Raw genomic sequence first — 21,435 nt, forward strand, 5'->3', positions numbered from 1 at the left:
ATTTCTGCGGCGATTCGGGCCGATCGGAACGGCACCGGTCGGTAAGAATTCCGTGCCCCATTGTTCAGCCTTATCCCGCAAGGTTGGGTCGCCACGCGGCCGGCGCGTGCCGCGCGCCGCATGTTTCAGTTTCGTAACTTCCGGCCTTCCGCACCCGTTCCGGCTGCCCTCCCGCGCGCCCAACCCCTTGTGCGGATGGGCGCGCGCGAAGCTGGCCCGCTCCTTGCGAATGAAGGTGTACGAAAGTCGACGACGCGAGGTCCGGCCGGTTCCGCAGCGAACCCTGTCAGTACCGGCCAGGACGCAGTCCGCGGGGATGCGGCGGCGGAGCGCGGCGCAGCAGCCGCGCTCCGGCGAGCACGGAGCGTCGTCGCCTGATCGTCGGGGCACCGGCATCGTCCGGCTGCCGGAACAAGCATCAGACTGAAATCGGGGGTAGAAAAATGATCGATCACCACACACCGCGGCAGGCCGGCCGCGATCGCAGTGATACGGGGCATCGCCGGTCGAACGTCGTTCTCGCAGCCGGCCGGCATGCATCGACAGGCCATCTCTCCGCGCCCGGTGCGAGGCGGATCCGGCTGGTTGCCGGTCATCCGCGCCGGGTCGGGACTTTCCTGCATGCTGACCCGATTCGAAAGGGCATGTGCGCACGGGCGCCGATATCGCGACGCCCGATCTTCGCCTACTGAATTCGCACGCTATCCGGTCGCGTTGCTCATCGGTCGCGCGAACCATTGCAATTGATCTGCAATCCGTATCAGGTTTGACGCGTTGCGCAGCGCGCGCGACGGAGGATGAATTCGATGCGGCGGCGAACGGCGCAATGCCGTTGCCGCCCGGTGGTGAGGGGAGGGGGGGTCGGACGCGCGCGACGGGAGTGGCGGGAGTGGTGCCCGTACGCGCGCGACGCCGTTTCAGCCGCCGTAGATGTCGAAGTCGAAGTACTTCGACGCGAGCCGCTTGTAGGTGCCGTCCTTGACCATGTCGACGATCGCGCGGTCGATCTTCGCCTTCAGGTCGGTGTCTTCCTTGCGCAGCCCGATGCCGGCGCCGATGCCGAGCATCTTCTCGTCGACGAGCTCGGGCCCGACGAACTGGTAGTTCGCGCCGCGCGGCGATTTCAGGAACCCGATCGCGGCCTGCACTTCATCCTGGAGCGCCGCGTCGAGGCGGCCCGAGGTCAGGTCCGCGTACACGCCGTCCTGGTTCTGGTACGACACGACGTTCGCGCCTTGCTTGCCCCAGTACGCCTTCGCGTACGTTTCCTGCGTCGTGCCCTGCTCGACGCCGATCGACTTGCCCTTCAGCGATTCGGCCGTCGGCAGCAGCGGCGAGCCCTTCTTCACGACGAGCCGCGTCGGCTGGTTGTAGATCTTCGTCGTGAAGCCGATCTGCTCCGCGCGCTGCGGCGTGATCGACATCGACGACAGCACCGCGTCGAACTTCTTCGCCTTCAGCGCCGGAATCATCCCGTCGAAATCGTTCTCGAGCCACACGCACTTCGCCTTCAGGCGCGCGCAGATCTCGTTGCCGAGGTCGATGTCGAAACCGACGAGCTTGCCGTCGGGCGCCTTCGACTCGAACGGCGCGTAGCTGGCATCGGTGCCGAAGCGGATCGTGGTCCAGTCCTTCGCGACGGCGGGGCCTGCGGATACCGCGAGCAGGGCGATCGAAACAGCGGCAATCAGTCTCTTCATGGTGTGTTCCTTGGCGGGGTGCTTCCGGTTCTGTGCGACACGGTTCCACGGACACGAACCGCGTCTGCGCGCGGTGTCCGCATGGCCATTAACGCAGAAAATAAAATAAGAGTCCAGAATGGACAAAAAATATCGTTTTGTCGGATGCGCGGGGCGGCCACCGCTGGCCGATCGTCGGGTGTCGACCCTTGCAAAAATACGAAAATGGACTAGTCTTGTTAGTGAATTCATTTAGAGACTAACGATCATGTCACAGCCTGCCTACGAATCGCATTCCGCCCCGCCGCAGGCCTCGTTCGCGCAAATGTCGGCGGCTGGCCTGCGTGCGTTTTTCAACATCGCGCGCGACTGGGAACTGACGATCGACGAGCAGATCGTGCTGCTCGGGTCGCCCGGCCGTTCGACGTTCTTCAAGTGGAAGGCTGCGCCGGAATCGGCGCGGCTGCCGCGCGATACGCTCGAGCGGCTATCGCTGCTGCTCGGCATCTACAAGGCGCTGCAGATCCTGCTGCCGCAGCCGGCCTCGGCCGACGCATGGGTCAAGCGGCCCAACGACGCGGCGCCGTTCGGCGGCAAGCGCGCACTCGACCGGATGCTGGCCGGCAATGTCGGCGATCTGGTCGCCGTCCGGCAATATCTCGACGCGATGCGAGGTGGCTGGGCGTGACGATGACGATCGAAGCAAAACAATGGCCCACGACCGCCGTCGACTGGGCACCTGCCTATCGCGTGATTCCCACCCGTTTTCCGGCCATCAACCTGTTCGATCGCGTCGCGTCGGCGGACGATTTCGACGCGCTGTACGCGCTCGAATCGCTGACCAACGACCGCATCCGCAACGAAGTCGGCACGCTCGACCTCGTGCCGCCCGCCGAGCGCCGCTACGGGCTGGGCTGGGGGCCGATCATGGCCGCGTTCACGCACCTGAATCCGCAGGGCAGCCGCTTTTCCGACGGCAGCTACGGCGTGTTCTACTGCGCCCGCTCGCGCGACACGGCGATCGCCGAAACGCGCTATCACGGCGCGCTGTTCCTGGCTGCGACGAAGGAGCCGCCGATGCGCCAGCAGATGCGGCTCTACACGGTGTTCGCGCAGGGCGACGTGGTCGACGTGCGCACGTGGCCGCAGCGCGATCCCGCGTTGCTGCATCCGCTCGATTACAGCGCGGGGCAGGCGCTCGGCCGCGCGGTGCGCAACGCGGGCGGCGCGGGGATCGTCTATCCGTCGGTGCGCGACCCGCGCGGCGAGTGTCTGGCGGCGTTTCGCACCGCGCTGCTGCGCGACTGCCATCATGCGGCCTACCTCGAATACAACTGGAACGGCTCGACCGTCGACGCGGTGTTCGAACTCAACCAGGTCGGTTAGGGCCTGTTCCCGCTAATAACGGGCTTGCGAACGTGCCTTGCCGGCTGTAGTGCAAGAAGCAAGGAGCGCCGTTTGGCCGAGCCAAACAAGCGACGCGCGACGCCGCAATGCGGCCGGCAAGGCACGTTCCCCTGTTTGGAAAAAATCATTCGTGGGGCTGGCCACCAGAAGGGCCGATCGCTGCGTCATGCTCCTTGCGAATACGTCGAGTATTCGCTTCGTCGCAATCCTGGCGCTCGGCCCTTCTCGTGGCCAGCGCAAGCCCGTTATTAGCGGGAACAGGTCCTAACGCTCGCTCGCGGGTCGATGCGGGTGCGAGGGCGCGAGGGGATCAGGGCAGCGGCCAGTCGCCCGCGTGGCGTTCGCGCGCCTCGGCCTGCGTCATCGACCATGTGCGGCCGGTGCGCGGCTCGGCGAGCGTGAGCCGCCCGGACTGCGCGAACGCGCCGGTGTCGATGAACCACTGCGCGCCGATCCGCTGCGGTGCGCGCACGGGCGTGTGCCCGGTGCAGGTCAGCGACAGTCCGGCCTGCCGCGCCGGATCGGCGAGCCCCTGCACGAGATCGCGGCCCCAGATCAACCGCTCGCGAACGTCGTGCGAGTAGCTGCCGGTGTCGAGGTCGGCGTCCGAGCCGAAGAATTCCGCATGCAGCACGTTGAAGCGCTCGGGGCCGTCGCCGATCACGCGCACCAGCGGCAGCGCGTCGACGCGTGCCGCATGCGCGCGCAGCCGTTCCGGCGGCAGGTCGGCGCCCCAGTCGCCGCCGATCCCGCGCCACGCGTCGGGCGACAGCTTGCCGCGCGACACGAGGCTCAGCACTTCCTCGTGATTGCCGCGCACGACGTGGCACCACGGGCGGTCGAGCAGGTCGAGTGTGGCTTCGGATGCCGGGCCGCGGTCGACGAGATCGCCGACCGAGAACAGGCGGTCGCGGGCCGGATCGAAGCGGATGTCGTACAGCAGCGCGCGCAGCACGTCCACGCAGCCGTGCAGGTCGCCGACGACGAAGTCGCGGCCGGCCGTGTTCGCGGGGTGGCGGCAGAGGGGGGCGGTGGCAGTCATCCCAGTATCTTAGGCGCTCGCGCCCATCGCCACGTCACGATGGAATGGCGATAATCGGGGCGCGTTACCCGCCGGCGCGGCGCAGCGGGCCGCCCCGCGCGCCGCTCGAACCCTTTCCATCCGCTTTCGGAATTTCACGATGACGTTTTATCCGCAGGTATTACGCAACCGGCCGCGCATGGTCGCGGCGTTCGTCGCGGGCTTGCTGTGCGCGGTGCTGCTGCCGTTCCCGTTGCGTCCGACCGTGCGTGCGCTGATCGGCTGGGATTGCGCGATCTGGCTGTATCTCGCGCTGATGTGGGTGCGCATGGTCACCGCGCACCATCACAAGGTGCGCGAAATCGCGATCCGCGAGGACGAAAACGCCACCACCGTGCTGACGGTCGTCTGCCTCGCGACGGTCGCGAGCGTGGCCGCGATCGCGATCGAGCTGGCGACGGCCAAGGGCGTCGGGTTTCGCGCGGGGCTCGGCCATTACGCGGTAACAGGCGCGACGCTGTTCGGCGCGTGGTTCCTGATCCCGACGATCTTCACGCTGCACTACGCGCGGCTCTACTACGGCTCGCCGAGCAGCGACCGCGCGCTCCGCTTTCCGGACCAGCACCCCGAACCCGATTACTGGGATTTCCTGTATTTCGCGTTCACGCTCGCAGTCGCGTCGCAGACCGCCGACGTGTCGCTGGCGAACCGTTCCGCGCGGCGCTCGGTGCTCGCGCAGTCGATCCTGTCGTTCTACTTCAACATGGCCGTGCTCGGGCTGTCGATCAACGTCGCGGCGGGGTTGCTGAGTTGACGCCGGTTACTTGAGCAGGTCGTACGGGCCACCGCGTTCCAGCGCCCGCCGGTATGCGGGCCGCGCGTGGATCGTGTCGAGAAAGCGCGCGATCGCGGGGTACTGGCTCCCGCCGCCGCGCGCGGTCGCGGCTTCGAGCGGAAAGCTCATCTGGATGTCGGCCGCGCTGAAGCCGTCGCCGACGAACCACCCCGTGCGATTCAGCGCGCCGTCGATATGGCCGAGGTGCAACGCGATCTGCGGATCGACGAAGCCCGACTGCAGCGTGTCGGCGATCTTGCGCGCGATCGGCCGTGCGAAGAACGGCATCGGCGCATGCGCGATCCGCAGCGCGACGAGCTTGAGCAGCAGCGGCGGCATCGCCGACCCTTCCGCATAGTGCAGCCAGTACGTGTAGTCGTGCCGCTCGGGCGTGCCGGGCGGCGGCGCGAGGCGCCCGTTGCCGTAGCGCTCGACCAGGTATTCGATGATCGCGCCCGATTCGGCGAACGTGCGGCCGTCGTCGGTGACGACGGGCGACTTGCCGAGCGGATGGATCGCGCGCAGCGCGGGCGGCGCGAGCATCGTTTTCGGATCGCGCTCGTAGCGCACGATCTCGTATGGCACATCCAGTTCTTCGAGCAGCCAGAGCACGCGCTGCGAGCGCGAGTTGTTCAGGTGGTGGACGGTGAGCATGTCGAGGCCGGCAGGGGGGCGGGAACGACATCATACCTAGTGCAGTGTTCGGCGCTAATCGGCACTTATGTGCTACGCCTTCGCGCCCGTGGCTGCGTTGCAAATCCTCGCGATGCCACTGGGCATCGCTGCGGTTTGCGCCTTGCCACGAGCACGAATCCGCTGGCACATAAGCACCGCTTAGCACCGAACACTACACTAGCGCGTGCGGCGTGTACGCGAATCGCATCGCCCGCCGTTTCGAGCCGCTTCGAGCCGTTATGCGCGCCGCACCGCGATCCATGCGCCCCAGAACAGGCTTGCGAAAAAGCGCAGCGGCATATCGAAGCCCGCATCGCGCAGCAGGCCGAACACGGCTTCCTCGGATGCGGGCGGATCGGCGCCTTGCAGGATCTTCGCGAGTTGCGCGCGTACGGCGTCGGGCGTCGCGCCATTCATGCGCCAGCGTTGCTGCCACGCGTCGAGCAGGCGAGGGTGGTCCGCGTAGCGGCGATGATTGCCGGCGAGCACGAGCGGCGCGCCGGGCTTCAGGCGCCGTGCAATCGCATGCAGCAGCGCCGCCTTTGCATCGTCGCCCGGGACATGATGCAGCACGCCGATCAGCGTCGCGCCATCGAACGCGGGCGCGTCGGGCAGCGCATCGACGTTGTCCTCGACGAACGTCGTGCGCGCGCCGAAGCCCGCGGCTTCGACGTTCGTGCGCGCGAGCGCGAGCATCGGCGCGGACGGGTCGACGGCCGTGAACTGCCAGCCCGGTTCGAGCGCGGCCGTCACGCAGATTTCCTGCCCCGTGCCGCCCGCGCCCGCGACGAGTATCCGCGCATCGGGCACGCCGATCGCCGACGCGAGCATGCACGCGGTGAGTTCGTGGCAGGCATCGTAGCCGGCGAGCGCGATGCGCGATTGCTCGGCGTATTCGTGTGCGCGTGCCGGATCGAATTTCGCGGCGCTGGCGGGAAGCGACATGGCGGGTTCCTCTGGTTGGGCGCGGACGACGTGTCCGCGAGCATCGCGCAGAGCGTAAGCGCGCGTGGTCGACGCAACAAGGCGAGCGGTCATTCCGGTATGCCGACTACCCGACTCGGCAAGCGTCGGGCTGCCGATTTTCCGGGGGTCGATTCGCATTTAAAAATGTCTGACCACGATGCATCGCGGTGGCGAATCCGGCGCATACTCGTTCCTCTCCCCCCGCCTGGCCGTCGCATGCCGGGCCCCGATGCGCCGCACCACTGGCGCGGCCATGCCGCTCGGCACGCACGAGGAGCGCATGATGTCCGATTGTCCGCACGATCCGTACGCGCAGCACTACATTCATTGTTTGCCGTTTGGCGCGCAGCCCTGTGGCGCGTTGTGCACGACACCGCGCACGCATTTTCGCGTGTGGGCGCCGGGCAGCACGCAGGTCCAGCTCGAACTCGATACCGGCTTCGGCCCGACGCTCGTCCCGATGACGGCCGCCGGCCCGAACTGGTTCGAAGTCTTCGCCGATTGCGGCGCAGGCGAGCGTTACCGCTATCGCCTCGACGATGCCGTGTCGATTCCCGATCCCGCGTCGCGTTCGCAACCCGAAGGGCTCAACGGCCCGAGCGAGGTCGTCGATCCGCGCGCATTCACGTGGCGCAACACGTTCTGGCGCGGGCGCCCGTGGCAAGACATCGCGCTCTACGCGATTCGCCCGCATGCCGTTGGCGGCTTCGAAGGCGTGCGCCGCCGCTTGCCGCAACTCGCGCGCCTCGGCGTGACTGCGCTGGAACTGCTCGCATCGCCGCACGACAGCCTGCCGTTCGCGCCGCTTGCGGCCGAAGGCGGCCCCGACGCGCTGAAGGCGCTGATCGACGACGCGCACGGCTACGGTCTCGCGGTGCTGCTGGAACTCGACTACGCGCGCTTCGGCAGCGGTACCGAGGCGCTGCGTCACTACGCGGCGCCGTTCTTCCATACGCGCGACGATCCGCTGCAGGTGCCGCCGCTGGCGCTCGATCATCCGGAAGTCTGCGATTTCTTCTGCGACAACGCGCTGTACTGGATCGACGAATACCGTTGCGACGGGCTGCGCCTGCGCGAAGCCGACCGGATCGGCGTATCGTGGCTGCGCGAGATCGCGGACCGCGTGCGCGCGGCCGTGCCGTCCGACCGGTACATCCATCTCGTGCTCGGCAGCGAGCGGCATCCGGCGCATCTCGCCGATACCCATTTCGATGCGCAATGGAACGGTTGCGGCGAACGCGCGCTGCACCGGCTGACGGGGCGCGACACGTCGGCCCACGAAGGTATTTCCACGCACCAGTCGATCCACACGCTCGCGCGCGCGCTGACCGCGGCCGGCGCGGCGTTCCAGCCGGCCGCGTCGGGAGAAGGCATGGCCGCCGAAACCGGGCTGTCGTTGACGTCGCTGGTGTTGTCCGATGGCGCGTGGCGCGACTGCGGCCAGGGTGACAGCGGGCACGAGGCCGGCCTGGCCGGGCTCGCGCTGTCGCTGCTCACGCCGCAGATCCCGCTGATCTTCGACGAAACCGCGCGCGACGCCGATCGTGCGCATTTCGTGCAGTCGGCGCTCGCGGTGCGCGCGAAGCTGATCGCGCCGCGCTTGTCCGATTGCCGGCCGCAGGACGCGCATGCGCTGAAGGCGAACGGCGACGGCGATGCCGACGCGCTGCTCGCGTCATGGCGCCTTGCCGACGACGAGACGCTGACGATCGCGTTGAACCTGTCGCCCGATGCGGTGCCGTTCGATGCGCCGAGAGGGCAGGTCGTGTTCGAGACGCCGGCGCGCGCGCGCGACCGGGTCGATGAAGGGGAATTGCCGCCGTATTCGCTCGTCGCGTGGCTGACGGGCGACGTCAACCGGTACGCGCTCACACACGACGTGCGTCGTATCGACGACGGCTCGTGGCGTGGAGCGCGACCGAACCTGAACGCGTGAAGAACGCCTGAGCGCGTGAAAGCGTGACTTTCCGAACGGCCGGGTGCTTCCGCGCCCGGCTGCACTGCCGGACCGCCCCGAGTTACCAGAACCCGCGAATGCCCGCGATGCCGTACGCGCCGTGACGGCGCGCGTCGTCGAGATGCGCGCGCGTCATTCCGCCGAGCGCGTAGACGGGCATCGCGGCCTGGGCGGCCAGCGCGTCGAACTGCGTCCAGCCGAGCGTCGGCGCGCCGGGATGGCTGAGCGTCGGCAACACGGGCGACAGCGTGACGAAATCCGCGCCGGCGCGCGCGGCCAGCAGCAGGTCGTCCAGCGTGTGGCAGGCGGCGGACACCCGTCGTCCGGCCGGCAACGGCCGCTGCGCGGCGGCGCGCAACGCGGTGCCGTCGAGATGCCAGCCGGCGCCGTCGAGCCGCATCACGCCGGCGGCATCGATCGGGCCGTTCAGCATCAGGTGCGTGCCGGCGGCATCGCAGCGCGCGAGCGCCGCGGCGGCGAGCCGCGCGAACGCGGCCGCATCGAGCGATTTCACGCGCAGTTGCACGAGCGTCTCGCCGCGCGCGAGCACGGCCGACAGCCGGTCGAGGAACGCATCGCAATCGGCCGCCGACGCGGACGCCGGTTCCGGCGTGATCACGCAGCAGCGCGGCAGCGTCGCGTTCATCGCGTGCGGCGACGACAACGCGAGGCCGTCATTCGTCGGCCTCCTTCGCGATCTTCGGATAGACGCGCACCAGCACGATGCGCGGCCCGTTCATCTTCTTCACGACGACGTCGAAGCGGTCGAACGACACGCGCTGCCCTTCGGTCGGCAGGTCGCTGAGCGCCTGGATCACGAGGCCGCCGACCGATTCCGCGCGGCCTTCGTCGATGTCGATGCCGAGCGCCTGCTCGAGCGACACGACGGGCAGGCTGCCCTTGCCCATCAGCGTGCCGTCGTCGAGGCGGCTCCAGTCGGCATCGCCCTGGCGGAACTCGTCGTGAATCTGGCCGACCAGCGCGCCGAGCAGGTTGTCGAGCGTCAGGAAGCCGATCGGCTTCTCGCCCTTGTTGCCGACCAGCGCGAAGTGCGGCGCGCCCTTGCGGAAGCGGCGGAACAGGTCGAGCGCCGGGGTGTCGGGCCTCACGTACTGCACCGGGCGCACGTAGTCGGACAGGTCTTCCAGCGCGGCACCGGCGTGACGCGCGAGCAGCAGGTCCTTCAGGTGGATCAGCCCGCTCACCTGTTCGCGCGACGCGTCCTCGAACAGCGGATAGCGGCTGAAGCGGTGCCGCGCGACGATCTCCATGTTGTCGGGCAGCGGCAGGTCGCGCCGCAGGCCGATCATTTCATGGGCCGGCCGCATCAGGTCCGACACGGTCATCGACGAAAAATCGAGCGAATGCGCGAGCGTGTTCCACTCGTCGTTGCTGTACGTGCCGCGCGCCGGCTGTGCCGCATTGCCGGCCGTGCTGCGGCGGCTGCGCAGGATCAGCTTCAGCTCGTCGGTCGAGTAGTGCGCGTCGCCGCCATGGTCGGCCGACAGCCCCGCGAGCCGCAGCACCGCGTTGGCGCTGTTGTTGAGCACCCAGATCGCCGGATACATCGCCCAATAGAACGCATAGAGCGGCAGCGCGACCCACAGGCCGACCTTTTCGGACTGGCGGATCGCCATCGATTTCGGCGCAAGCTCGCCGACGACGATGTGCAGGAATGAGATCAGCGAGAACGCGAACACCAGCGAGATCAGGTGCACGACGCGTTCGGACTGCACGCCGATCAGGTCGAGCAGCGGGCCAATCAGTTCCGCGAAGGCAGGTTCCCCGACCCAGCCGAGGCCGAGCGACGCGAGCGTGATGCCGAGCTGGCACGCGGAAAGATACGCGTCGAGCCGGCCGTGCACGACGCCGAGGATGCGCCCGCGCAGGCCGTGCTTGCGGGCAAGGGTCTTGACGCGCGTCGCGCGCAGTTTGACGAGGCCGAATTCGGCCGCAACGAAGAACCCGTTCAGGGCCACCAGGAACAACGCGCCGATGAGCGCGAAGATCTGTAACAAAGAATCGCTCCGGTTATGACAGGCCCATCAGTATAGAGCCTGAAATGAATTTGTAATGTCTCGGGCGGCCGATTGCTTACACCGGCGCCTCGCACGGAACGGCGAACGTGATGGCGGCGGTCGCGCCGTCGGCGAACGCGGTATGCGAGAACGTGCCGCCGTGCGCGAGCGCAACGCGCTGGCACAGCGCGAGCGCCCAGGCGATCCGCTTCGCGTCGCGCTCGCGCAGCATCTCGCGCCGCGCGAACGATTCGAACGTATGCAGTTGCGCGGGATCGGCGAGCGCGTCGGCGCTGACGGTGCAGGAGGCGCGCGCGACGAACTGAGCACCGTCGCGCGTGCAAGCGAACGTCACGCGGCTGCCGGCGGCGCTGGCCTCGACGGCCGCCGTCAGCAGGGTCCAGAGCGCCTGCGCGATGCGTTCGCGGTCGGCCGACAGCGACGGCTCGCCGTCCGGCAGCGTCGCGTCGAGCGCGACCTCCCGTGCGTCGGCGAGCGCGAAACGGACGAGCGCGATCGTGTCGTCGAGCAGCGCGCGCAGCGCGAACGGCCGTGGCGCGATCGCGAGCGTGCGCGTTTCCGCGCGCGGCGCATCGAGCACGTCGTCGATCAGCGTCACCTGCTGGTCGATGCCCGTGCGGATGCCCGCGAGCGCGCGCTGCAGGTTCGGATCGGCATTGGCGAGCTGGCGCTCGAGCACGTACGCCCAGCTATGCATCGCATTCAGCGGGCTGCGCAGGTCGTGCGACGCGGTGGAGAGTGCCTGGTCGCGCAGGAACAGCGCCGCCTGGGTAGCGTAGTGCGCTGCGCGTTCGCGCAGCAGGTCGGCGGCGGGATCGACGGAAGTGGACGTCACGGAGCAGGCCTGTCGGAAGCGGTTGGCGTGGTTGTCACGCGAACCGCCATTATAGGGACGGTGCGTGTCACGCCGGCAGCGCGTCCTCGTCCTTTTTCCGCGCGTCGCCGTTCGGCAGCAACTGGCACGCGAGCAGGCCGGCCAGCATCAGTGCGCAGCCGACGAGCGCGCGCAGCGTCAGCGTTTCGCCGAGCGCGGCCCAGCCGGCGATCGCCGCGAACACGCCTTCCATGCTGAAGATCACGGCCGCGTGCGCGGGCGCCGCGTCGCGTTGCGCGACGACCTGCAGCGTATAGCCGACACCGACCGACAGCAGCCCGCCGTACAGCAGCGTCGGCAGCGCGCCGCGCAGCATCGCGACGCTGACCGGCTCGACGGCGAGACCGACCGCGAGGCACGCCACGCCGCAGACGACGAACTGCAGGAACGCGAGCACGAGCGGATCGTGGCGTTTCGCGAGATGGCCGACGGCCATCACGTGCGCGGCGATGATGACGGCGCCCGCGAGCTGGAACCAGTCGCCGTAGAGCACCGAGAAATGCTCGTCGATGCTGAGGAAATACAGGCCGATCGCCGCGAGCAGCGCGCCGAACCACGTGCCCGCGCCGATCCGGTGGCGCGCGAACACGCCCATCAGCGGCACGATCACGACGTACAGCGAGCTGATGAAGCCCGCGTTCGCGACCCGCGTGTACTGCAGGCCGAATTGCTGCAGCGAGATCGACACCGCGAGCAGCCCGCCGAGCGCGAGGCCCGGCAGCAGCAGCGCCGGTTCGCGGCGGATCGCCGCGAGTTGCGCGCGCGACGCCGTGTTCAGCATCAGCAGCGGAACCAGCACGAGCGCGCCGAGCAGGAAGCGCAGCCCCGTGAACAGGAACGGCCCGATCACGTCGAGGCTCAGTCGCTGCGCGACGAACGCCGAGCCCCAGATCGCGGCGGCGGCGAGCATCAGCAGGTTGGCGCGGAGGTGCTTGCGGGCTTCGGGTTTCATTTGAATTCTTCTGGAGATTACGGGCGGCTAAACCCGATAGTTTACGCCGAGATTGCAAGGCTGTCGGCAAACCTGCGCAGCGCGGCGGCCGCACGTGCGTCACGCACGCGCGAATACAGCACGACCTGCGACTGCGGCAGCGGCGGCAGCCCGAATTTCGCGCCGACGTCGACCAGTGTGCGCGGCGCGACACGCCGCGCGAGCGGACAGACGGCGAGCCCCGCGGCGGCGGCGGCCGTGACCGCCGCGACGCCGCCGCCCGTGAAGCGCTCGCGCCACGGCCGCCCCGCATGGTCGAGCGCGCGCAGCGCGGCGGCCCGCACGCCGCACGGGCCGGCCAGCACCGCGAGCGGCAGCGGCTCGCCCGCGCGCGGTGCCCAGTCCGGCGCGGCGAGCCAGGCCAGCGGTTCGGCAAACAGCAGCGTGCCGTCGTCGCGCGGCGGGTCTTCGCCGGGCTCGTGCCGCACGATCGCCGCGTCGAGCCGGCGTTCGTCGTATTGCGCGAGCAGGCCCGCCGACATCCCGAGATGCATTTCCAGCGACAGCCCCGGATCCTGCCGATGCAGGCTCGTGAGCACGGCCGGCAGGTCGGGCACCGCGACGTGCTCGCTGACGCCGAGCGACAGGCGGTGCGTGCCGGCCGAGATCGCGCCGAGCGCGTGGTCGTGCGCGTCGAGCAGCGCCCGGGCGGCCGGCAGGAAGTTCTCGCCGTCGGCGGCGAGCTTCACGACGCGCGGCGTGCGCGCGAGCAGCGGTTTGCCGAGGTGTGCCTCCAGCCGCTTCAGCTTCAGGCTGACGGCGGATTGCGTGGTGCCGAGCGCATCGGCGGCGCGCGTGAAGCTGGCGAGATCGGCGACCAGCACGAACGCGCGTACGGCATCGAGGTCGAGTACTTTCATTTCAAATTAAAATGAATGAAATATTCATTGATGACTGTTCATTATAGATCGACAGGCCTAACCTGACGCTGCGTTTCCGTTCTTCAATGTCACCGACAGGAGCAGGACCATGCCATTCACCCGTATCGCAGTGCGCGACGGCAAACCGGCCGCATACCGCGCGGCGCTCGTCGACGGCGTGCATCGCGCGCTGATGCACACGTTCAACGTGCCCGACGACGACATCTTCATGGTCGTCACCGAGCATGCGGCCGAGAACTTCGTGTTCGGCCGCCATTACCTCGACATCGAACGCAGCGACGATCTCGTGATGATCCAGATCACCGCGAACAACACGCGCACGCTCGAGCAGAAGCGGGCGCTGTACCGGACGATCGCGGAGAACCTCGCGCAGCAGCCCGGCGTGCGCCAACAGGACGTATTCATCAGTCTTGTCGAGGTGCTGAAGGAGGACTGGTCGTTCGGCAACGGCATCGCGCAATACGCCGTTTGATGTGCGACAGCGCGACGGGGCCGGATCGTCGCCAGCCCGCTTTGGGGGCGTGTACTATGGAAGTTGCTTCACGGGCGACGCCGGCGCGGACGATGCGCCGGCGATTCTTCATGTGCGGGAGCCTCCATGTCGCGTGTGCTGGAAGTCGTGTTGTCGCTGTCGCTGGAAGGTTGGCCGGTCAAGGCTGCGAGTCGCGCCCGCGGCGCGCAGCGCGATTTCGGCGCCGAACTCGTGCGTGCGTGGCGGATCTGCCCGCAGGTCCGGATGAGGCGAGGCCAGGAGCGCGTGACGATCGAGCCGTGCCAGGTCGAGGAGGCCGAACCGAGCCCCGGCGCAAGCTGGTGGACCTGGGTCGAGTCGAATGCGCATGGCAGGCGCGTCGTCGCGTCCCGCACGAAAGCGTTCGCGCCCGGCGTCACGCAGCGCGAACTGTTCGACGCGGAGCATGAGGGCATCGTCGTCGCGATGCCGCTACCCGTACCCGCGACGGCCGTCGCGGCCGATGCCGACGCGCCGACGGGTGAAGTCGATGGCGTCGCGCCGGAATCCAAGGAGCAGCCGGCCGCCGGTGCGTCGCCGGAATCGTCGGCGCTGCGGCTCGTCAGCGAACGGCGGCGCGGGCGGTGGGCCGACGACAGCGGCGTCGTGGTCGAGATGACGCTCGACGACGTCATTTTGTACGGCGGCGGCGAGCCGCCGCGCCGCTACGTCGAGCTGCGTCTCGCCGCGCCCGACTGGGAAACCTTGGCCGCACGCACAGCCGCGCTGCACGCGCTGTTTGCCGCGGCGCGCGAACTGAGCGGCGCGTGGCCGGCATTCGTGCAACTGACCAGCGTGATCGACCGCATCTGTGCGGGCGAGCCGGCTGCCGCCGGGCCGGTCAAGGCGCAGCTCGTCGACCTGACCGGCATCCGCACGCAGCGCGCCGCGCTGTTCGCGCTGTCCGGCGACATCACGGCGCAATGGCTCGGCAACGAGGGCGGCGTGCTCGAGCGCGACGATCCCGAATTCGTGCACCAGATGCGCGTCGCGCTGCGGCGCCTGCGCACGCTGATGCGCTTCTTTCCGCTCTTTGCCGACCGTCAATGGCGGGATACGCTCGGTGTCGACCTGCGCTGGCTCGTCGCGCTGCTCGGCACGGTGCGCGACTGGGACGTGTTCTCGACCGAAAGCCTGCCCGCGCTGATCGCGGCCGACGGTGGCGGTGCGGACTGGAACGGCACGCTCGACGCCGCGCGTGCGCAGTCCATGGCCGCGCGCGTCGAGCTGCGGCAGGCACTGCATTCGGCCCGCTACGCACGGCTGACGCTCGGCTGGCTCGAATGGCTGAGCGCGCTTGCGCTGCCGCCTGCCGAAGGCGGCGACGCACCGTCGCTGCGGCGTCACGCGACGAAGCGTGTGCGGCGGCTGTTCGGCCATCTGTACGCATCGCCGTCGCTCACGTCGCTCGATACGGCTGCGCGCCACCAGGTGCGGATCGACGCGAAGCGGCTGCGCTATGCGCTCGAATTCTTCGCGTCGCTGGCGTCGCGCCGCACGCGCAACGAGACGATCAAGACGCTCGCGCGCGTGCAGAGCGTGCTCGGCGAATCGAACGACACGATGGTCGCGCTGCAACATCTCGAGCAACTGGCGGCGCCGCCGTACCAGCTCGGTTTCGTGCGCGGCTACGGCGCGGCGCTCGAACAGCGTGCGGCGCGCGATGCCGAGACGCTGCTGGCCAGCCTGCGTCCGCCGAAGCTCGACGGCAAGCCGCGCTGAGCGGCGCGCGCTGACTATAATGCCCGCCCGTTTCCCGCACCCATACCGATGACCGACGCACCGCATTCGTCCCCGTCCTCCGAACCGCTCGAACTGGGCGGCGAGCTGTGGCTGCGCGCGGGCGAGCAGACGCTCGGCGGCGCCACGCGCATCGCGCTGCTTGCGGCGATCGGCGACACCGGTTCGATCACGCGTGCGGCGAAGGCCGTCGGCCTCAGCTACAAGGCTGCATGGGATGCGGTCGACACGATGAACAATCTCGCCGGCGAACCGCTCGTCGCGCGGTCGACGGGCGGCAAGGGGGGCGGCGGCACGACGCTGACGTCGCGCGCGACGTCGCTGATCGCCGCGTTCCGCACGATCGAGCGCGAGCATCGCCGCTTCATCGAGGCCGCGAGCGCGGCCGTTGCCGGGTTCGACGTCGACTGGGCGCTGATCGGCCGGATCGGGATGAAGACCAGCGCGCGCAACCAGTTGTTCGGCAAGGTCGCGTCGATCGTGCGCGGCACCGTCAACGACGAGGTGACGCTCGCGCTGCCCGGCGGGCAGCCGGTCGTCGCCGTGCTGACGCACGAAAGCGCCGATGCGCTCGGCCTGCAGGAAGGTGCGGACGCGTGCGCGCTGGTGAAGGCGTCGTGGGTCGTGCTGGCGGTCGACGATGGCGGGCCCGAGCTGAAGGTGTCCGCGCGGAACCGGCTGCGCGGCAGCGTCGAATCCGTCACGGCGGGCGCGGTGAACAGCGAAGTGACGCTGGCGCTCGACGGCGGCGGGACGCTGACGGCCGTCGTCACCAACGAAAGCGTCGATGCGCTGCAGCTCGACGCCGGCCGGCGGGCGATCGCGCTGTTCAAGGCATCGAGCGTGATTCTCGCGGTGACGGGCTGACGTCGACGGCAGGGCAGCGCGCGGGCGCGCTGCGGCGATCGTGTGACGGACGGGGCGAAGCCGGCGCCGGACGTCGTCTGCATGGCACCGGCTTCGTTTCCGTTTTCAGCATACGCCGCGACGTGCGGCTTCTCTCAGGCTTCAACGTGGCTGCCAGCGCCACGGCCTCGGCCTCGCGCGCTCACGTGACGCGCGTCGGCCACTCGGCGTGCGGCGGGGTCGCCTGCACGCGTCCTTCGCTCAATTGCACGACCTGGTCGCCGAACGCGGCGACGTCGTCGGGGTCGTGCGAGATCAGCACCATCGGGATGTCGAGCCGTGCCTGCAGTTCGGCGAGCTCGTGGCGCATGCGCTGACGCATTGCGCCGTCGAGCGCCGCGAACGGTTCGTCGAGCAGCAGGATCCGCGGTTGCGCAACCAGGGCGCGCGCGAGCGCGACACGCTGCTTCTGCCCGCCCGACAGTTGCGACGGATACTGCCCCGCGAGCGCTTCGAGGTCGAACGCCCGCAGCCAGTACGCGACTTCGGGCGGCACCGTCTTTGCGCGCGGGTTGCGCAGCCCGGACGTGAGCCCGAACGCAATGTTCTGGCGCACGTTCAGATGCGGAAACAGCGCGTAGTCCTGGAACAGGTACGCGACACGGCGTTCACGGGTCGGCACGTCGATGCGGCGCGCGGCGTCGAACAGCGTTTCGCCGTTCAGCGCGATCGTGCCTGCGTCGGGCGACAGCAGGCCGGCGATCGCCTGCAGCGTCATGCTCTTGCCCGCACCGGACGGCCCGAACAGCACGACGCGCTGCGTCGCTGCCGTGAACGACACGTCGAGCGTGAAGCGGCGCTCGGCGTTCTCGTAGGTCTTGCGGATGTCGACGACGAGGCTCATGCGGGCCTCCGCCGAAACAATCCGGCTGTGGAGCAAGACAGCCTGTACGGACGAGGCAGGCGCTTCATGTCAGCTGGCTCCGCGAGGCGCGCGCCGGCACGAGCCAGCCGGCCGAGAGCAGCACGAGCACGCAGGTGATCGACGTCACCAGCACGAGAAAGTTGGCCGTGCTGTCGTCGCCGGCCTGCACGGCCGCGTAGATCGCGACCGACAGCGTCTGCGTGCGGCCGGGCAGGTTGCCCGCGATCATCAGTGTCGCGCCGAATTCGCCGAGCGCGCGGGCGAACGCGAGCAGCGCGCCCGCGAGGATCCCGCGCGTGGCGAGCGGCAGCGTCACGCGGAAGAACACCGCGGCTTCGCCGAGCCCGAGCGTGCGCGCAGCGCGTTCGAGATGCGGATCGACGCCTTCGAACGCAGCACGCGCCGACTTCAGGATCAGCGGAAACGCGACGATCATCGACGCGATCACCGCGCCTTGCCACGTGAAGACGAGCTCGATGCCGAGCTTGTCGAGCCACGCGCCGAACACGCCGCGCCGGCCGAGCAGTACGAGCAGGTAATAGCCGAGCACTGTCGGCGGCAGCACGAGCGGCAGCGTCAGCAGCGAATCGACGACGTCGCGCAGCGGCGAGCGCCAGCGCGCGAGCACGAACGCGGCCGCGACGCCGAGCACGATGTCGAGCGCGGTCGCCCAGCCGGCGACCTTCAGCGACAGCAGCAGCGGTACCCAGGCGTCTTGCATCGCGATACGCTCACTTGCCCGCGGGCTTGAAGCCGAACGTCGACAGCACGGCCTGGCCCTGCGGCGACGAGACGAAGTCGATGAACGACTGCGCCTGCGCGGCGTGGCGGCTGTCCTTGACCACGGCGATCGGATAGGTGATGGCCGTCTTGGTCGGCACCGTCAGTGCGACCTTCACGCGGCCGGGCATGATCGCGGCGTCGGTGCCGAACACGAAGCCCGCGTCGACCTCGCCGCGCGCGACGTAGTCGAGGCTCTGGCGCACGTTGGCGGCCAGCACGCCCTTCGCGCTGACGGCATCCCACACGCCGGCCGCGCGCAGCGCGCCTTCGGTGTAGCGGCCGACCGGCACCGATGCCGGGTCGCCGTACGCGATGCGCTTCACGCCGGGCGCGGTCAGGTCGTTCAGCGACGTCGGCGCGGCCGCGTGGCTGTCCGCCGGCACGATCAGCACGAGCGAGTTCGCCGCGAAATCGCGGCGCGTGCCGGGCACGATCACCTTTTCATCGGCCGCGCGATCCATTGCCTTCTGGTCGGCCGATGCGAACACGTCGGCCGGCGCGCCCTTGGCGATCTGCTGCATCAGCACGTCCGACGCGCCGAAGTTGAACAGCACCTTGGTGTCCGGATGCTGCTTCTCGTACGCATCGCCGACGGCCTTGAACGCGTTCGTCAGGCTGGCGGCCGCCGACACGACCAGTTCGTCGGCGGCGGAAGCGGGCGCGCTGAACGCGACACCGGCCGCGGCAAGCGTGGCGATCGGCAGCAGGCGGAGCAGGGTGCGGCGAAGCGGACGGACGGTTGAGCGCATGGTGGATTCGTTGTAATGGGTGGAAACCGTAATCGTAATATAGGGCGGGTTATAACGCTCGGCATACCGCTCATGCGACGGTGCGCATGAAATGGTCAGGTCTGAAGAATGGCGGGCGTGACGGCCGGGCGGCCCGTCACGCGTGCAGCGTGTGCGTCGACGATTCGGTGCGCTGCAGCGACGACGGCTGCGACGCGGGGTGGTAGTTCGGGTTGGCCTTCCAGCGCGCGCGGACGAACGGGCGCTCGTGGCCCGACAGCTCCAGCGCAACCTTGGTGACCCAGCGATGCGACGGCACCGTGATGCCGTGCAGTGCCACGGTGACGATCGCAAGGCTCGCGATGACCGCGGGCACCGACCAGCGGTGCGGCACCGCGCGCCACGAGCCGGCGATGAACGCAAGCGCGGCGATCGCGCCGACGATGCAGCCGGTGATCGATTCGGACGGCGAATGCGCGTCGAGCGCGACGCGCGACACGCCGACCGCGACGCCGGCTGCGAGCCCGAGCGCGATGCCGGCGATCCGCACCGGCGTGCGCGTGCGGATCAGCATCAGGAAGATCGCGACCGGATAGACCGACGTCGACAGCATCGCGTGGCCGCTGAAGCCCGTGAAATCCCACGCGCGGATGCCGATGCCCCAGCCGAGGAACGCGATCTTCGTGAGCGCGACCACGCCGATCGCGGCGGCGAGCACGCCGAGCCACGCGGTCGCACGCTGCCACGAGTAGCCGAGCGTGAGCCAGACGGCGATCGTGATCGCGAGCGGCAAGGTCAGGCCGGCGCCGCCGAACGCGGTGATCATGATCCACAGGTGAGATGACAGGTCGAACATCGGGAAGGGGACGAACGAAGGCGGGGAGGATGCTTAATTCAACGCGCGAGCCGGGAGGAACGACTACAACGGATACAAGCGGCGAAACTCCAGTATAGCGCCGCGTGCGCACGAGCCCCGTTTTTTGCGCCGCCGGGAACTATCCGCGCGCAGGAAAAATCCCAGAAACAATGTTATGGTGCATTGCACAAAGTCGAACGATGCATCTGTTGCGGCGCCCTCATGGCGCCCCTATTTTTCCTGACAGCGAGCCCGATCGATGACCAAAAGTCTGACCAAAGTGTGGCTGGGCGGCATGAAACGCATGCTTTCTCCGGCCGCCAAGCGCGCGGCGCGCGATGCGCAGCGCATCACCCGCGACGCACTCGAGGCCGCCGCGTCTCCTGCCGTATCCGATCTGTCCCCGCCGCGCGAATCGCGCGTGCGTCCGCGCGCAGCTGCGTGGGCGGCGGGCGAGTGGACGCGCGGTGAACACCCGATGGCGCCCGCGCTCGGGCGCCTCGTCCAGAATCTCGCGTACGGTCTTTACGTGCCGCCTGGCCGCCGGCGCGGCGCGATGCCGCTCGTCGTGATGCTGCACGGCTGCCAGCAGTCCGTCGACGAATTCGTGCAGGGCACGCGGATGAACCTGCTGGCCGACAAGCACGGTTTCGCGGTGCTGTATCCGGAACAGTCGCTGCGCGCGCACGCGCATGGCTGCTGGCACTGGTATGAAGACACCGACCGCGCGGGCCGCGGCGAGGCGAATGCGGTTGCGTCGCTGGTCGACACGGTCGTCGACGAACACGGTTTCGATGCGTCGCGCGTTTATGTCGCGGGGCTGTCGGCCGGTGCGGGCCTCGCGTCGCTTCTTGCACTGCACCATCCCGACCGCTTCGCGGCGGTGGCGCTGCACTCGGGCCCCGCGCTCGGCGAGGCGAATTCCGGCATCACCGCGATGGACGTGATGCGGCGCGGCGTGCGGCAGAACCCGGCCGCGGCCGTCGATGCGCTGGTCGACGCCGCTGCGTATCCGGGCATGCCCGCGCTGATCGTCCAGGGCGACGGCGACCACGTCGTCGCGCCGAAGAATGCCGACCAGTTGACGGTGCAGTTCATGCGGCTGAACGGGCTTGCCGACAGTCGCGGCGCGCTGCGCGGCGGCGAACGCGTCGAGTCGCGCGGCGCGGGCGTACAGATCACCGATGTCTGCCGCGATGGCGAACCGGTCGTGCGGCTCTGTCATGTGAAAGGGCTCGATCACGCGTGGGCAGGCGGCGACGAAGCCGTGCCGTTTCATGCGGCCGTCGGGCCCGACGCGAGCGCGATGATCTGGGCCTTTTTCGAAGCACAACGTCGCACTGTGGCGACCGAACGACGCATCGGTTGATCGACGCTGGCCAAAGACTAGGGTTTTCCCTATAATTCGGGAAAACCCTAGTCAAAGAACCTTTGGATTGCGAGATCGACCATGTACCTGCTGAGCCACCTCTTCCTGATGCTGACCAAGAACGCTGAAACGGCCCGTAAAGAGCGCGCCGAGGCGTACCTGTCCGAAGCAACCGACATCTACGATCTCGAATTCCGTATGCGCAAGATCGATCGCGAAGCGTCGATGAACCGCCCGTATTCGTTCGGCGCGCGCTAAGCAGCGCAGGCGGGCCAGCCGGCCCGCCGTTCCGGCGAGTCACGCAAAAGGGCGCGTGCGGCAAGAAGCCGCACGCGCCCTTTTTGCATTCGTC

22 protein-coding genes are annotated in these 21,435 nt (G+C 68.7%); 9 read left to right on the forward strand and 13 right to left on the reverse strand.

The window, feature by feature from the left end; genetic code table 11:
• Positions 1-917 precede the first annotated feature (917 nt).
• On the reverse strand, positions 918-1,700 hold the full coding sequence (locus tag R9B84_RS23685) for an ABC transporter substrate-binding protein (RefSeq protein WP_262544031.1): 783 nt from the start codon (positions 1,698-1,700) through the stop codon (positions 918-920).
• Between the two features lie 247 nt (positions 1,701-1,947).
• On the opposite strand from R9B84_RS23685, the gene R9B84_RS23690 reads away from it, so the two are divergent.
• Complete coding sequence (locus R9B84_RS23690; protein WP_047901428.1) at positions 1,948-2,367, forward strand: MbcA/ParS/Xre antitoxin family protein; 420 nt, start codon at positions 1,948-1,950, stop codon at positions 2,365-2,367.
• A 2-nt stretch (positions 2,368-2,369) separates the two neighbouring features.
• The gene (locus tag R9B84_RS23695; protein ID WP_423763562.1) at positions 2,370-3,065 is read left to right on the forward strand and encodes an RES family NAD+ phosphorylase; all 696 of its coding nucleotides are present in this window, start codon (positions 2,370-2,372) and stop codon (positions 3,063-3,065) included.
• A gap of 331 nt (positions 3,066-3,396) precedes the next feature.
• On the opposite strand, the gene R9B84_RS23700 is transcribed toward R9B84_RS23695, so the two are convergent.
• Positions 3,397-4,128: a metallophosphoesterase gene (locus R9B84_RS23700; protein WP_423762505.1), complete on the reverse strand. Its 732-nt coding sequence runs from the start codon at positions 4,126-4,128 to the stop codon at positions 3,397-3,399.
• Between the two features lie 139 nt (positions 4,129-4,267).
• On the opposite strand from R9B84_RS23700, the gene R9B84_RS23705 reads away from it, so the two are divergent.
• Positions 4,268-4,921 (forward strand): DUF1345 domain-containing protein, encoded by a 654-nt coding sequence (locus R9B84_RS23705; RefSeq protein WP_069750155.1) that lies wholly within the window; start codon positions 4,268-4,270, stop codon positions 4,919-4,921.
• Positions 4,922-4,927: 6 nt separating this feature from the next.
• Here the strand turns inward: R9B84_RS23705 and R9B84_RS23710 are convergent, their stop codons facing one another.
• Both R9B84_RS23710 and R9B84_RS23715 read right to left on the reverse strand, forming a co-directional pair.
• Positions 4,928-5,596 carry a glutathione S-transferase gene (locus R9B84_RS23710; protein ID WP_423762506.1) on the reverse strand — a complete coding sequence of 223 codons (669 nt, stop codon included), beginning with the start codon at positions 5,594-5,596 and terminating at the stop codon, positions 4,928-4,930.
• A 258-nt stretch (positions 5,597-5,854) separates the two neighbouring features.
• Positions 5,855-6,562: a class I SAM-dependent methyltransferase gene (locus R9B84_RS23715; protein ID WP_423762507.1), complete on the reverse strand. Its 708-nt coding sequence runs from the start codon at positions 6,560-6,562 to the stop codon at positions 5,855-5,857.
• 304 nt (positions 6,563-6,866) lie between these two features.
• On the opposite strand from R9B84_RS23715, the gene R9B84_RS23720 reads away from it, so the two are divergent.
• A complete protein-coding gene (locus R9B84_RS23720) occupies positions 6,867-8,519 on the forward strand; it encodes a DUF3459 domain-containing protein (RefSeq protein WP_423763563.1) in 1,653 nt (550 codons plus the stop codon).
• Positions 8,520-8,601: 82 nt separating this feature from the next.
• On the opposite strand, the gene R9B84_RS23725 is transcribed toward R9B84_RS23720, so the two are convergent.
• The 5 genes from R9B84_RS23725 to R9B84_RS23745 all read right to left on the reverse strand — a co-directional run bounded on the left by R9B84_RS23725 (position 8,602) and on the right by R9B84_RS23745 (position 13,304).
• Complete coding sequence (locus tag R9B84_RS23725; RefSeq protein ID WP_423762508.1) at positions 8,602-9,186, reverse strand: thiamine phosphate synthase; 585 nt, start codon at positions 9,184-9,186, stop codon at positions 8,602-8,604.
• Between the two features lie 28 nt (positions 9,187-9,214).
• Positions 9,215-10,558, reverse strand: coding sequence for a hemolysin family protein (locus R9B84_RS23730; protein ID WP_423762509.1), 1,344 nt, complete (start codon positions 10,556-10,558; stop codon positions 9,215-9,217).
• A gap of 76 nt (positions 10,559-10,634) precedes the next feature.
• The gene (locus R9B84_RS23735; protein WP_423762510.1) at positions 10,635-11,414 is read right to left on the reverse strand and encodes a sensor histidine kinase; all 780 of its coding nucleotides are present in this window, start codon (positions 11,412-11,414) and stop codon (positions 10,635-10,637) included.
• Positions 11,415-11,481: 67 nt separating this feature from the next.
• The gene (locus R9B84_RS23740; protein ID WP_096474851.1) at positions 11,482-12,405 is read right to left on the reverse strand and encodes a DMT family transporter; all 924 of its coding nucleotides are present in this window, start codon (positions 12,403-12,405) and stop codon (positions 11,482-11,484) included.
• Between the two features lie 41 nt (positions 12,406-12,446).
• On the reverse strand, positions 12,447-13,304 hold the full coding sequence (locus R9B84_RS23745) for a LysR family transcriptional regulator (RefSeq protein ID WP_034185176.1): 858 nt from the start codon (positions 13,302-13,304) through the stop codon (positions 12,447-12,449).
• A 109-nt stretch (positions 13,305-13,413) separates the two neighbouring features.
• Between R9B84_RS23745 and R9B84_RS23750 the strand changes: the two genes are divergently transcribed.
• From R9B84_RS23750 to R9B84_RS23760, 3 genes are all read left to right on the forward strand, one after another.
• Complete coding sequence (locus R9B84_RS23750; RefSeq protein WP_423762511.1) at positions 13,414-13,797, forward strand: tautomerase family protein; 384 nt, start codon at positions 13,414-13,416, stop codon at positions 13,795-13,797.
• A gap of 126 nt (positions 13,798-13,923) precedes the next feature.
• Entirely contained in the window at positions 13,924-15,558 is a 1,635-nt protein-coding gene (locus R9B84_RS23755; RefSeq protein WP_423762512.1) for a CHAD domain-containing protein, read from the forward strand.
• 48 nt (positions 15,559-15,606) lie between these two features.
• Entirely contained in the window at positions 15,607-16,443 is an 837-nt protein-coding gene (locus R9B84_RS23760) for a TOBE domain-containing protein (RefSeq protein ID WP_423762513.1), read from the forward strand.
• Between the two features lie 181 nt (positions 16,444-16,624).
• Here the strand turns inward: R9B84_RS23760 and R9B84_RS23765 are convergent, their stop codons facing one another.
• The 4 genes from R9B84_RS23765 to R9B84_RS23780 form a co-directional block, all read right to left on the reverse strand.
• The gene (locus R9B84_RS23765) at positions 16,625-17,326 is read right to left on the reverse strand and encodes a sulfate/molybdate ABC transporter ATP-binding protein (RefSeq protein ID WP_423762514.1); all 702 of its coding nucleotides are present in this window, start codon (positions 17,324-17,326) and stop codon (positions 16,625-16,627) included.
• Between the two features lie 64 nt (positions 17,327-17,390).
• The gene (gene modB / locus R9B84_RS23770; protein ID WP_047901416.1) at positions 17,391-18,068 is read right to left on the reverse strand and encodes a molybdate ABC transporter permease subunit; all 678 of its coding nucleotides are present in this window, start codon (positions 18,066-18,068) and stop codon (positions 17,391-17,393) included.
• A 10-nt stretch (positions 18,069-18,078) separates the two neighbouring features.
• Positions 18,079-18,879, reverse strand: coding sequence for a molybdate ABC transporter substrate-binding protein (modA, locus tag R9B84_RS23775; RefSeq protein ID WP_423762515.1), 801 nt, complete (start codon positions 18,877-18,879; stop codon positions 18,079-18,081).
• A gap of 136 nt (positions 18,880-19,015) precedes the next feature.
• Entirely contained in the window at positions 19,016-19,714 is a 699-nt protein-coding gene (locus R9B84_RS23780; protein WP_423762516.1) for a phosphatase PAP2 family protein, read from the reverse strand.
• 259 nt (positions 19,715-19,973) lie between these two features.
• Here R9B84_RS23780 and R9B84_RS23785 point away from each other — a divergent pair, with 259 nt between their 5' ends.
• On the forward strand, positions 19,974-21,083 hold the full coding sequence (locus R9B84_RS23785; RefSeq protein WP_423762517.1) for a PHB depolymerase family esterase: 1,110 nt from the start codon (positions 19,974-19,976) through the stop codon (positions 21,081-21,083).
• A gap of 81 nt (positions 21,084-21,164) precedes the next feature.
• Positions 21,165-21,341: a DUF3563 family protein gene (locus R9B84_RS23790; RefSeq protein ID WP_065502568.1), complete on the forward strand. Its 177-nt coding sequence runs from the start codon at positions 21,165-21,167 to the stop codon at positions 21,339-21,341.
• The last annotated feature ends 94 nt before the right edge of the window (positions 21,342-21,435 follow it).

The sequence above is a fragment of the Burkholderia sp. NLJ2 genome, assembly GCF_049487195.1.
Classification (GTDB): domain Bacteria; phylum Pseudomonadota; class Gammaproteobacteria; order Burkholderiales; family Burkholderiaceae; genus Burkholderia; species Burkholderia pyrrocinia.